This is a genomic window from Listeria tempestatis (assembly GCF_963575625.1).
Taxonomy (GTDB): Bacteria; Bacillota; Bacilli; order Lactobacillales; family Listeriaceae; genus Listeria; species Listeria tempestatis.
This window is the reverse complement of record NZ_CAUYTK010000005.1, coordinates 49,827-61,777: the sequence shown is the minus strand read 5'-3', so window position 1 is coordinate 61,777 and position 11,951 is coordinate 49,827. Positions and strand designations below refer to the sequence as shown.

Below are 11,951 nucleotides of genomic sequence, written 5' to 3'. Positions count from 1 at the left end.
GATTTCATGGCTTACAAAACAGTTGAGCACTTAAGTAGTTTAAAACAAAAAGAAAAAAGAATTTTGGATATATGCTTATCACTTATCGGGATTATAGTCTTATCACCATTTTTCCTCTTTACTGCCATACTTGTGAAATTTGATTCACCTAAAGAGAAGATAATCTTTACTCAAACGCGAGCAGGTAAATTTGAGCAACCATTTCAAATTTATAAATTCCGCTCAATGCGCAGCAACCCGGTGGCTAGCCCTAGGAAAAACACGATTTATGATTGGGAAAACGGAGTTCCAGATGATTTTGTTTTTAAGTCTCTCTCAGGAGAACAACCTAATGTTTCTAAAATAGGTGCTTTTATCCGTAAATTTAGTTTAGATGAGCTTCCGCAACTTTGGAATGTCCTAATAGGTGAAATGAGCATAGTAGGACCAAGACCAGAAATATTAGATATAACGAAGTGTTATTCTCATGGTCAAAAGAGAAGGTTGGCGGTACAGCCGGGAATAACCGGATGGGCTCAAGTTAATGGACGAAGCAATATGAATCATGGTCAAAAAATGGAGTTAGATTATTATTACGTAGAAAAATTTGGTATGAAGCTAGACATATTGATTATTTTTCTAACTGTAAAACAGGTTTTAATTGGTAAGGACGCAGTATAAAAAATGAATAAAAAAATAACCATTAATTATATTTTTGTTTTGCTTTATCAAATCTTACTCATTATAACACCCATATTTACCATGCCATATGTTATTCGAGTACTGCAACCGGAAAATATTGGTATAGAAGCATATGTAGGCTCGGTGGTTCAACTTTTTATTGCCTTTGCTTCACTAGGAATTGGTGATTATGGGAGGAAAGAAATTGCGGCCGTTGCGGATAAGAATAATTTGAAAACAGAATTTTCCAGCTTATACACAATACAATTTGCGTTTTCAACATTTGTGTTAGCTATGTATCTCATTTTTACGTTTTCGAGTACAAACTATACACAGTTATTTTTGATAAACAGTTTAACAATTTTGGCATATGTCTTAGATGTTACATGGTTTTTTACGGGTCAAGAAAATATGAAAAATATTATGATTCGTAATATGGTTGTTAGGATTGTATCCATCATAGGGATTTTTATGTTAGTGAAATCTCCAGATGACTTATCAATTTATATTCTTATCAATGCTCTTTCTTTATTGCTGGGACAATTAGTCACGTGGATCCCACTTTTAAAACAATTAAGAGGATTTAGTATTAGCTTTCAATTAGTCAAAAAACATGTTTTTCCAATATTGATTTTTGCGGTTGTTCCAATCCTAACACTCATTCCTACAGCGTTAAATAAAGTAATTTTAGGTAACGTTGCAGCTGAAGTGGATGTAGGATTTTACAATCAAGCATTCAAGCTGATTACATTATTCGTTGTCTTTGTGACTGCTCTTTCAACTGTAATGAGCCCACGAATGGTTAAGCAATACAATGCTAGAAGCAAAGAAAGCTTTGAAAAGTCATTTTATTTTTCTGTTCAATATGTATCATTTAGCACTTTGCCCATTGTAACGGGATTAATTGCGATAGCTCCAACGTTTATTCCTTGGTTTTTAGGTCAAGATTTTCAGGCTTCGGTCCTTAATTTGCAAATACTAGCTCCAAGTTTGTTTTTCTCTGGCTTGGCGGGAATTTTTGGAATTCAAGTGCTTATTACTTCGGGGAAAAATAAAGCCTATACAAGTTCTGTTCTTATAGCGGCTTTATGTAGCTTTATCGCTAATTTGATTTTAATTACTCACTTGAAAAGCATAGGAACTTCTATCGCTTATCTTATCTTTACAATGGTGTTATGTGACGTACAAGCTTACTTCGCCAAATCCTTTTTTAACATAAAACAGCTTGTAAAGAAAATAATGCCATATGTATGGGCTAGCGGAGTCGCATTTTTAGGAGAGATAGCCGTTTTGTATGTCCCAATAGGATCGATGTACCGAATGGTTTTACAAGTCGCGATAGGTGTAGCAGTTTATGGTACATGTTTAATTTTGAAAAAAGATTTCTTTGTTGAGAAGGTAAAGCAAATTATTATTGCAAGGAAAGGCGTGCGCCGATACAAAAGAAAGGAGTCCTAATATGTTTAATTTTAATAGCATCCAAAATATGCTCGATCTTTTAAATAAGAAAGAAGAGATGTTGCAAGAAATATCTGGAGAAAAGATAGTTATAGCAGGTGGAAGCAGCGTTTTATATAGCTTCAATACAGATGAGATTACTGAAGTGTATGGGAAGAAAGTTATTAATTTTGGCGTTAATGTTGGACTAGGATTTTCATATTTAGCTGAGTATATTGAAAAACATTTAAATGAAGGAGATAAAGTCATTTTACCACTTGAATTTAACCAATATACAAATCCACCTTATTATGTTTTTGGTTTCGGCATTGACATGTTCCTAAAAAAACAACTATTTGGAAGGCGTAAAAGATATAAGCAGAAATGGAAATTGTTTCTACTATCTTTAAAACATGCATATAGTTCCGCAAGCCCTGAAAAGATGGCTCGCCGAAAACAAGCAAAATTCGGTAAAACTGGATGCTATCTGGAGTTAGATTCACAAATTTGCGAGCCGGAGAAGAAAAAGCAAGTTCCTTTTCCAAACGCTTACACAAGAACGCCTGCTATAGAAGAAATTTTAAAGTTTATTGAAAGAATGGAAAAAAAGAAAGTGAGTGTGACGGTTTTGCCACCAGCATTTTTTGCTAATAAAGTTAATAAGAGTTATTTAGAGGATTTATATACAGAATTTAAAGAGTATGTACCAGCAGGATTTAATTTTGAGTTATTTCGTTTAGAAAAAGAAGAAGTATATGATTCGGTGTATCATGCTAATACGAAAGGGCAAAAGAGAGTAACAAACGCTTTAATTCATTTAATGGGAAAGGAACTAAAATAATATGTTATCCATTTTAAAAGAAAAATTTTTAAATAAAGACGCGAAAATAGCCATTGTGGGACTTGGTTATGTGGGATTACCACTTGCAATTGCTTTTTCTAAGAAGGGTTTCCAAACAATTGGGTTTGATATAAGTGAAAACAAAATTAATATTTTGCAAAAAGGTGAGTCAGATATTGCAGATATTGGTGACGATATGCTTAGAAAAGAGTTGGCGAGTAATTTCAATGTGACAAATGATGCAAGGGCAATTGGTGCCGCGGATGCTATTATCATTTGTGTTCCTACACCATTAACTGAAACAATGGAGCCGGATATGAGTTACATTGTGAATGCCATGGAAATTATCAAAACACATGCTAAAAAAGGTGTTTTAGTATCACTTGAAAGTACAACGTATCCTGGAACGACACGAGAATTCATTTGTAAAACAATGGTAGACAATGGCTTTACTTTGGGAAAAGACTTCTTTGCTAGTTATTCCCCTGAACGTGTTGATCCAGGGAATAAAAGATATGACACATTAAATACACCGAAAGTAGTCGGAGGAGTGGATGAATACTCAAAAGAGCTTGCAGAAATTTTATATAGTCAAGTTATCGAGACAGTCGTTCCCGTTAATTCAGCAGAAGTTGCAGAGATGAGCAAGCTACTTGAAAATACTTTCCGAAGCATCAACATTGCTTTTATTAATGAAATGGCACTTTTAGCTGAAAAAATGGATATAGATATTTGGGAAACAATTGAGGCAGCAAGCAGTAAGCCGTTTGGTTTCATGAAATTTACTCCAGGACCTGGTATTGGAGGGCACTGTATTCCGCTTGATCCAATGTATTTATCTTGGAAAGCTAAATCAAAAAATTTCTATAGCCGTTTTATCGAATTAGCACATGAGACTAACCATTTAATGCCAGAAAAAATGGTAGAACATGCGGCCGTTGCTTTAAATAAACACCAAAAAGCAATTAATGGCTCGCGTATATTACTTGTTGGTATGGCCTATAAGGAAGATAGTAATGATTTGCGAGAATCTCCAGGATTACACATTTACGAGGAGCTAAAAAAACAAGGCGCCAAAGTCGATTTTTGTGATCCGAAAGCACCCGCTTTTAGAGTTGGAAATGGAGAAATTAAGCATTCCATTGACCTAGACTACAGCGCTTTTAATCAATACGATTTGGTAGTCTTATTAACAGGGCATAAAGTTTTTGATATGAAAGCGATTGGACAAAATAGTCAACTAATCTTAGATACAAAAAATCTATTAAAGGACGAGTTCAAAAGCAAAAAAGTTTCATATGGAAAAATGGAAGAAAGAATGTATTTAGCCTATGAAAAATAAAAAAGTTTTATTTTTCGTGACTGAATTCCCAACACTATCAGAAACCTTTATTTTAAATCAAATCACTGGGGCAATCGATTTAGGTTGTGAGGTGCAAATTTTAGCCTTGAACAAGGGGAATTTAGAAAAAGTACATGCAGATGTCAAAAATTATAATTTACTAGAAAAAGTGACGTATTTGAATATCCCAAGCTCTAAAAAAGAAAGGTTTAAACTAACTTTAAAAGGAGTGTTTACTAGACCAATCCTTGTTTTAAAAAGTTTAAATCGAAGGAAATACGGTAAAATTGTTTGGACTTTGACGCCCGCCATATGTATGCAAAAAGTTCAGCAATCAGCCGATTTAATTGTTTCGCATTATGGAAATGTCGGGCTTATTGCGAGTATATTGCAAGACTGTGGCTTTTTAAAAGGAGAGCTGGTGACCTTTTTCCACGGCTACGACTTAACTCGTACAATAAAACAAAAAGGTGAAAGTTATTATAAATTCTTATTTAAAACAAACACAAAATTATTACCAATAAGTAATTACTGGCGGCAACAGCTAATTGCATTAGGAGCGGATAGAGAAAAAGTTCAAGTTCATCATATGGGGATTGATACTAAAATGTTTGAATTTTTCCCAGAAGTGAACGTTTATTCGGATGTTCGTTTATTGATTGTCGCTCGCCTTGCGCCTAAAAAAGGTATAGCCGATGCCATTCAAACAGTAAAAATTTTAAAAGAAAAAGGCAAGGATGTTGTACTGGATATTGTAGGAGACGGTGATGAACGATTTGTGCTAAAAGAATTAGCGGAAAAATTAGATGTTATGGAAAATGTCAGATTCCATGGATTTAAGGAGCAGAAGGCTGTCAAAGAGATGTTTAAGCACAGCGATATTTTTCTCTTACCCAGTATTACCGCACCTGATGGAGATATGGAGGGGATACCCGTTTCATTAATGGAAGCAATGGCACAAGGTAAACCGGTCATTTCAACCTTTCATAGTGGAATACCTGAACTTATTCAAGATAGAAAATCAGGCTTTCTAGTTTCTGAACATAGTCCTAGAAAAATTGCAAATGCTATCATTCGCTATATGAAACTTGATGAGCAGAAAAAAATGGAACTGCTTAGTGAGGCAAGACAAAAAATTGAAACTGAATTTGATATTCGCAAGTTAAATGAAAAATTATTTAAAAAATATGAGGTGGAAAATGGATAATTTATCACAGAAAGAACAAATGGATATTTTAAACCAATATTTCCTATCAACCGCTGAAGCGATGGAAATATTAGCAATATCTCGACAAAGTTTTTATTCGCTTATAAATAGAAATAAAATTACAAAGATAAAAAAAGGTGGAGCAGTATTGTTTTTTAGAGATGAAATTTTAGGGAGAGCTGAGAAACAAGTTATACTCAGAAAAAAATATCGTCCCTATGACCGTAAATATTAATTAAGGAGGAGTTAGTATGAAAAACACTATCTTAGTAACGGGTGGAGCAGGATTCATTGGAAGTCATCTAGTTCAAGAGTTGGTTAAAGAAAATACAGTTGTTGTAGTGGATAATTTAAGTACAGGCAAGCTTGAAAATTTACCAAATGAAGCCATTTTTTTGCAAGGGGATGTATGTAATATTCAAACTATCGAAACTTTGTTTGAACAATATACGTTTGACTATGTCTATCATCTAGCTGCGATTGCAAGTGTGGCGGAAACTGTCAATCGTCCAGTAGCTTCACATTATGTCAATACTGATAGCACTATCTTCTTGCTAGAAGCATGCCGAAATCAAGAGGAGCCAATTAAAAAATTTGTATTTGCATCATCGGCAGCCGTTTACGGAGCAGAGCCTACTTTACCTAAAACCGAAACATCGGCAATTGACCCGTTAACGCCGTATGGAATAGATAAATATAGTTCGGAAAAATATGTCATTTCTTATGGGAATTTATTTAATCTCAATGTTTCTGTTGCAAGATTCTTCAACGTATATGGTCCTAGACAAAATCCAAGTTCACCGTATTCAGGTGTATTATCTATTATCGCGAATACAGTAATGCAACTGAAAGAAGGAGTGAAAACAAATTTTAACATCTACGGAGATGGGGAACAAATTAGAGATTTTGTTTACGTAAAAGATGTTGTTCAAGGTTTGCGGCTTCTTGGGGAAACGGAGTGTAGCAACGGTGAAGTGTTTAATATTGCTTCTGGCGAAAAGTGGACATTAAATGAGGTTTTAACGGCATTTGAGAAATTAGTTCACGTTGAAATCCCAAGACAAAATTACCCTGCCCGAAATGGCGATATTAAGTATTCGTTTGCTGCAATTACGAAGATTAAAACCTTAGGGTATGTTCCTAGGTTTAGTATTGCGCAAGGCTTAGAAGCATATTTGAATGCTGAATTAAGTGTTTTAGTCTAATGAAGCAGAAATAATTAAAGCAATTAAAATGGAGGAGAAATTTTTGAAGAAACATATATATTTCCTTGATTCTTTAAGGGGAATAGCGGCAGTAACGGTGGTCTTAGCACATTTTGCAGAAACCTACAGTACAAATTCAATTTTAAAAGAATTATTCGAGCCGCTTGGAAGGAGTGCAGTAATTCTGTTCTTTGTTTTAAGCGGAATAGCGCTAAGTTTGAGCTTTGAGAAGATGAATGAGCTGAGATTTAGAACTTACTTCTCATATTTAGTCAAACGATTTTGCAGAATTTATATTCCGTTTTTTGTTATCATTTTGTGTGCGGAGGCTATTTTTGTAGTTCTTCAGCCAGAAGGTATTAGCGGTCTATCAACGTGGTTTAATACGGTTGGGAGCCAGTACAATGATGTGCATTCAGTGATTTCCAATTTATTGATGACAGGACAAGACGTGGATAAAATTGATCCTGTAATTTGGTCGCTAATTATTGAACTGCGAATTTCAATAATTTTTCCAGTGTTATATCTTTTAGTGAAGAAAAGCCATATTATTATATCAATAATGCTGCTTTTCGCCTCATTTTTTATAGGTTTAGCCCTTCTTATGCTATTAAATTCAAAATTATTAATTGGAACAACGGTATTTAATGTAGGATTCTTTATTGCCGGTATTCTACTAAGTTTACACTGGCAAGATATTGCAAGCTTTAACGCAAAAGTTAAAATCTTTCTTTTTAGCTTAGCGATGGTCCTTTATTTACATGTTAGTCTATTTAATTTATTAGGAATCGCGCAAAAACAAGCTATTTCTGACGTCATACTAGGGATTTCTTGCGTTATCATTCTCCTTCTTTGTTATCAAACGGAAAGAGCGCAAAATTTCTTAGAAAACAAGGCGTTTTTATGGCTAGGAAAAATATCGTTTAGTTTATACTTAGTGCATTGTGTCGTATTTATACCAGCCATATATATACTCTCTTATTTCGACATCTCGATATGGATGATACAAATTATTAGCATACCTTTTATTTTAGGTGCGTCAGCAATTTATTATCAGATTATCGAAAAGCAGTCCATTCGAATAGGACGTTACTTAAGCAATAATTTGAAATCAGGCAAGGAAGTTATCGAAAAAGCAGTATAAAATAATCCCCCCAAAAGTCTAGCTTTTGGGGGGATTATTTTGCGTAAGCGTCGCTTTTTTTATTGCATCAAATTATTCGTTGCGTCTTTTACAACAACGTCATGGGCGCCGCCTTCTACGATGGAAGTCGCCGAAACAAGCGTGATTTTCGCTTTTTGCTGAAGTTCGGGAATGTTTAGCGCGCCGCAATTGCACATGGTTGAACGTACTTTGTTCAAGCTGATTGCAACATTGTCTTTTAGCGAGCCGGCATACGGCACGTAGGAGTCAACGCCTTCTTCAAAGGACAATTTTTTGTCGCCACCCATGTCATAACGTTGCCAGTTGCGAGCGCGGTTAGCGCCTTCGCCCCAATATTCTTTCATGTAAGTGCCATTTAAATTGACTTTGTTTGTTGGACTTTCATCAAAGCGAGAGAAGTAGCGCCCTAGCATGATGAAGTCAGCGCCCATTGCGAGTGCAAGCGTCATGTGATAATCGTAAACGATGCCGCCGTCAGAACAAATTGGGATATAGATGCCCGTTTCCTCGAAATATTCATCGCGCGCTTTTGCTACATCGATTACTGCGGTTGCTTGACCGCGGCCAATACCTTTTTGTTCGCGCGTAATGCAGATGGAGCCCCCGCCCACGCCAACTTTAATGAAATCAGCGCCAGCTTCAGCAAGAAATCGGAAGCCGTCACGGTCAACAACATTTCCAGCACCCACTTTTACAGAATCGCCGTATTTTTCGCGGATAAAATCAAGTGTTAGTTTTTGCCACTCGGAGAAACCTTCCGAAGAATCGATACATAAAATGTCAGCACCTGCTTCTACTAGAGCGGGCACTCTTTCCTCATAGTCACGCGTATTAATCCCCGCACCGACAACATAACGCTTGTTTTCATCCAAAAGTTCAAGTGTGTTCTCTTTGTTTGAGTCATAATCTTTGCGGAAAACGAAGTAGGCGAGGTGATTCGTTTCGTCTACGAGTGGAAGGGCGTTCAGCTTGTTATCCCAAATGATGTTGTTTGCTTCTTTCAAACTCGTCGTGTGGCTTGCCGTAATGAGTTTTTCAAACGGCGTCATGAAATCGCGCACGAGCTCCGTTTTATCCATACGAGTCACGCGGTAATCGCGGCTTGTGACAACGCCTAAAAGCTTGCCATGTGCGGTGCCATCATCTGTAACGGCCATCGTGGAATGACCGCTTGCTTCTTTTAATTCCAAAACGTCCTGCAAAGTTTGGTCAGGGCGGATATTTGAATCACTAATAACAAAGCCCGCTTTATGATTTTTGACGCGCGAAACCATCCGAGCTTCGCTTTCAATCGACTGTGAGCCGTATATGAACGAGACGCCACCTTCTTTAGCGAGGGCAATCCCCATGTTGTCATCTGAAACAGCTTGCATGATAGCAGAAACGAGCGGAATATTCATCGTAATTGCAGACGTTTCCCCACGTTTGAATTTAACAATTGGAGTCTTCAAACTCACTTCTTTCGGCACGCACTCCTTAGAAGAATACCCGGGAACGAGCAAAAACTCACTAAACGTACGAGATGGTTCATTAAAATAAAATGCCAATGCGAACACTCCTTTAAATGATATTATAAAATACTTTAATTATTTCAAGAAGTGGGTGGAAAGTCAACGCCTAAAAACGATTTAATTAAAATGAAATGTTTTTAAGTGATTAATGCGACAGCCAATCTGTTTTGAATGCTTTTTGAAGCGCAACAAGAATCCGTTAAGAGCGAGCGGTTTAAGAAATTAATTATAAATTATCGACATCATATAAACCCTGCAAGGAAAATGTGCCTAAGGAAGTTCGGCTGGGCAGCATTTTAGTATATGTATCTTTAAGTGATATACACGAATAACTTTCAAAGATATGTTCCATAATGTCTTCATAACATGTGATATTTTTCAAGGACAATAAGTTTACTATTAATAAAGACAAATGGATAAAATTGTGCTATTGTATACTTGAGGGAAAATCGGACAGGAAGAAAGAGGGGATGATGAATGAACACTGTAGCAAGTGATGTAGGGCAAGCATCTGAAAAAGCCGCAGCCCTTCAACAAGCCGTTTCACTTCTTCAGGTGCAAGGAACCGTCACAAAAGACGAAGAAACGACTGTTGGTGGGAATGCTCAGGCTCACGAAGCGATTCAAGCAGAAAGAGAGGCAGTCTTCCAGATTGCGAGTGCTTTAAAAGAGGCAAGTGCGAATTTACAAAGTGTCGCAGAGGCATTCGCAGCGAAAGATGCGGAGGTTGGGGAAAATCTTTCGATGATTGGAGGCTCCGCTTCGTGAAAACGTGGACGGAGTGGCAACGAGAGGAAAATCAATTATTAGGAAAAGAAGAAGAAAATCAACAAAAAAGGAAAGCTGTGCAGTGCTTTCAAGAGGCATATACGACTCATTTTCAGCAAGGGCTCCGCTTTGTAGAAGATGTCAGCTGGCGCTACCGTAAAAATGATCGCGCCATTTTGCATAATCAGATGCAAGAACGTGTTTTTTCACTTTCTCAATCGATACAAGAGCAGTTAGCTATGACTGATGAGAAGTTTCTACAAGAGAAGAGAGAACTCGGAGAACGATTGAATGAAGTCGCCTGGGAGAAACGAAAGGCAAGCTTAGACGAACGGGAGGATAAAGTATGAGCGTTGATATGTATGTGTCGAAATCGAAAGCACAAGTGACAAGTACGAGTCAAGTTTGTCAACAACACTTGAAGGGGTATGAAGCTCTTCAACAAGCGATTAATCAGTTTACAGAAGATAGTCCATTATTAAAGGGGAAAGCATATGACTCAGCAAAAGCATTTTATAGTGCTGTATTATACCCTTTGGTTCAGGGGGGGATTTTGTTAACCGAGACCACAGAAAAAGCTGTACATCAATTTTCAGAGCGTTATCAAAGTGAAGTAGATAATGGGGATTTGAAGCAAGCGGAGCTGGAGGAACAAATCCGACAAGCGGATAGGCTAATCGACCAAGCGAATGCATTTCAAACACAAATTATACAATCTCAACTGCCTGAAGTGGATCAACGAACGCAATTAAATCTTAATTATGCATTGGTGGAGGCTTATCAAACCAATAAGAAAGAACTTGAAGAGAAGCTTCAAAAACTAATGGCTTTTCATGCAAATTCACCGCTTATCTTCTCGGAGATTGCGAGTTTAAAGCAGGCTATTGACAAAGGGATTGCCCAATCGAAAAACGCTTGGAATAGTTCCACTGGGACGTTTGATGTTCCATCTCAAGAAAAATTAATATGGGCTAAGTAAGATGATTGATAAAAAAGTAAAACAAAACAATGCTCAATTTTTGGAAAAAATGAGAAAAAAAGTACCAAATTTATCTGAAGCTGAGCAAACAAAATTATTTGTACTCGCTCAGACAAATCCAAATATGGAGGCGCCCCAAGAAATTATAGACTATTTCATGAAAGATGTTGACGAAATTCCAAAATCAATCACAGACAACCTTCCACAAGATTTATTTAATGCAAGTGTAGAGTCAAGTGGAAAAGCGTTTCAAAGCTTTGGTTTTCTGTTGACTAAAGTAACAGGGAAAATGGGACCAGGCGGAGCAGGTAATTTTGTTATGGTCAATCCCAATACGTCTTCCCTCACGACAAATTTAATTAAAACAGGGAGTACAGTGGCAAAAGTGGGGAAATATGGGCTTCCAGCTGTTGGTGGAATCATTGATGGTATTACACAAATCGCGCAAGGTGAAGATGTAGTTGATGCAGTTGTGAAATCTACGGTTCATGTGGGTATTGGTCTTGCTGGTGGAGAAGCAGGTGCAGCTATAGGTGCTGCGATAGGGACAGCGATTCCGATACCAATAGTTGGAACGGTAGTAGGTGGAGTTTTGGGATTTGCGGTAGGCGTTGGAATTACAGCAGTAGGGAACTATGTTTTTGATAAGATTTATGATAAAAAAGATGATATTATTAGGGGCGCAAAAAAAGTTGTGGAGGATGTCAGTGAAACAACTAGAAAAGTAGGGGAAAGTATAGAAAAAGGAGTTAAAAGTATTGGCGATAAAATTGGCAATGCAGCTTCAGGTTTTATGAATGGCTTAGGAAGTGTTTTTGGCTAAGAAAGGATAGAAA

General features: G+C 36.9%; 13 protein-coding genes. 12 read left to right on the top strand and 1 reads right to left on the bottom strand.

Annotation, left to right across the window (positions count from 1 at the left end; genetic code table 11):
- The first annotated feature begins 6 nt into the window (after positions 1 to 6).
- The 8 genes from R8923_RS08550 to R8923_RS08515 are packed head-to-tail and all read left to right on the top strand — an operon-like array spanning position 7 to position 7,836.
- Positions 7 to 660 (top strand): sugar transferase, encoded by a 654-nt coding sequence (locus tag R8923_RS08550; RefSeq protein WP_485872359.1) that lies wholly within the window; start codon positions 7 to 9, stop codon positions 658 to 660.
- Positions 661 to 663: 3 nt separating this feature from the next.
- Entirely contained in the window at positions 664 to 2,118 is a 1,455-nt protein-coding gene (locus tag R8923_RS08545) for an oligosaccharide flippase family protein (protein ID WP_485872358.1), read from the top strand.
- Position 2,119: 1 nt separating this feature from the next.
- On the top strand, positions 2,120 to 2,938 hold the full coding sequence (locus tag R8923_RS08540; protein ID WP_485872357.1) for a hypothetical protein: 819 nt from the start codon (positions 2,120 to 2,122) through the stop codon (positions 2,936 to 2,938).
- Between the two features lies 1 nt (position 2,939).
- Positions 2,940 to 4,280, top strand: coding sequence for a nucleotide sugar dehydrogenase (locus R8923_RS08535; RefSeq protein WP_485872356.1), 1,341 nt, complete (start codon positions 2,940 to 2,942; stop codon positions 4,278 to 4,280).
- The gene (locus R8923_RS08530) at positions 4,270 to 5,487 is read left to right on the top strand and encodes a glycosyltransferase (RefSeq protein WP_485872355.1); all 1,218 of its coding nucleotides are present in this window, start codon (positions 4,270 to 4,272) and stop codon (positions 5,485 to 5,487) included. Before R8923_RS08535 ends, R8923_RS08530 begins: the two co-directional genes overlap by 11 nt.
- Complete coding sequence (locus R8923_RS08525; protein WP_485872354.1) at positions 5,480 to 5,722, top strand: helix-turn-helix domain-containing protein; 243 nt, start codon at positions 5,480 to 5,482, stop codon at positions 5,720 to 5,722. Before R8923_RS08530 ends, R8923_RS08525 begins: the two co-directional genes overlap by 8 nt.
- Before the next feature lie 16 nt (positions 5,723 to 5,738).
- A complete protein-coding gene (locus tag R8923_RS08520; RefSeq protein WP_485872353.1) occupies positions 5,739 to 6,692 on the top strand; it encodes an NAD-dependent epimerase/dehydratase family protein in 954 nt (317 codons plus the stop codon).
- 43 nt (positions 6,693 to 6,735) lie between these two features.
- The gene (locus R8923_RS08515; protein WP_485872352.1) at positions 6,736 to 7,836 is read left to right on the top strand and encodes an acyltransferase family protein; all 1,101 of its coding nucleotides are present in this window, start codon (positions 6,736 to 6,738) and stop codon (positions 7,834 to 7,836) included.
- 59 nt (positions 7,837 to 7,895) lie between these two features.
- On the opposite strand, the gene R8923_RS08510 is transcribed toward R8923_RS08515, so the two are convergent.
- On the bottom strand, positions 7,896 to 9,404 hold the full coding sequence (locus R8923_RS08510) for an IMP dehydrogenase (RefSeq protein ID WP_485872351.1): 1,509 nt from the start codon (positions 9,402 to 9,404) through the stop codon (positions 7,896 to 7,898).
- A gap of 441 nt (positions 9,405 to 9,845) precedes the next feature.
- Between R8923_RS08510 and R8923_RS08505 the strand changes: the two genes are divergently transcribed.
- The 4 genes from R8923_RS08505 to R8923_RS08490 are packed head-to-tail and all read left to right on the top strand — an operon-like array spanning position 9,846 to position 11,938.
- The gene (locus R8923_RS08505) at positions 9,846 to 10,136 is read left to right on the top strand and encodes a TIGR04197 family type VII secretion effector (RefSeq protein WP_485872350.1); all 291 of its coding nucleotides are present in this window, start codon (positions 9,846 to 9,848) and stop codon (positions 10,134 to 10,136) included.
- Complete coding sequence (locus R8923_RS08500) at positions 10,133 to 10,486, top strand: DUF3958 family protein (RefSeq protein WP_485872349.1); 354 nt, start codon at positions 10,133 to 10,135, stop codon at positions 10,484 to 10,486. Before R8923_RS08505 ends, R8923_RS08500 begins: the two co-directional genes overlap by 4 nt.
- Positions 10,483 to 11,115, top strand: a complete 633-nt coding sequence (locus R8923_RS08495) for a T7SS effector LXG polymorphic toxin (RefSeq protein ID WP_485872348.1) — start codon at positions 10,483 to 10,485, stop codon at positions 11,113 to 11,115. Before R8923_RS08500 ends, R8923_RS08495 begins: the two co-directional genes overlap by 4 nt.
- A gap of 1 nt (position 11,116) precedes the next feature.
- Positions 11,117 to 11,938 carry a hypothetical protein gene (locus tag R8923_RS08490; RefSeq protein ID WP_485872347.1) on the top strand — a complete coding sequence of 274 codons (822 nt, stop codon included), beginning with the start codon at positions 11,117 to 11,119 and terminating at the stop codon, positions 11,936 to 11,938.
- Positions 11,939 to 11,951 lie beyond the last annotated feature (13 nt).

Excerpts from the sequence above, each read along its gene's own strand:
- R8923_RS08550 (WP_485872359.1), top strand. The coding sequence starts at position 7 with ATGGCTTACAAAACAGTTGAGCACTTAAGTAGTTTAAAACAAAAAGAA.
- R8923_RS08545 (WP_485872358.1), top strand. The coding sequence starts at position 664 with ATGAATAAAAAAATAACCATTAATTATATTTTTGTTTTGCTTTATCAA.
- R8923_RS08540 (WP_485872357.1), top strand. The coding sequence starts at position 2,120 with ATGTTTAATTTTAATAGCATCCAAAATATGCTCGATCTTTTAAATAAG.
- R8923_RS08535 (WP_485872356.1), top strand. The coding sequence starts at position 2,940 with ATGTTATCCATTTTAAAAGAAAAATTTTTAAATAAAGACGCGAAAATA.
- R8923_RS08530 (WP_485872355.1), top strand. The coding sequence starts at position 4,270 with ATGAAAAATAAAAAAGTTTTATTTTTCGTGACTGAATTCCCAACACTA.
- R8923_RS08525 (WP_485872354.1), top strand. The coding sequence starts at position 5,480 with ATGGATAATTTATCACAGAAAGAACAAATGGATATTTTAAACCAATAT.
- R8923_RS08520 (WP_485872353.1), top strand. The coding sequence starts at position 5,739 with ATGAAAAACACTATCTTAGTAACGGGTGGAGCAGGATTCATTGGAAGT.
- R8923_RS08505 (WP_485872350.1), top strand. The coding sequence starts at position 9,846 with ATGAACACTGTAGCAAGTGATGTAGGGCAAGCATCTGAAAAAGCCGCA.
- R8923_RS08495 (WP_485872348.1), top strand. The coding sequence starts at position 10,483 with ATGAGCGTTGATATGTATGTGTCGAAATCGAAAGCACAAGTGACAAGT.
- R8923_RS08490 (WP_485872347.1), top strand. The coding sequence starts at position 11,117 with ATGATTGATAAAAAAGTAAAACAAAACAATGCTCAATTTTTGGAAAAA.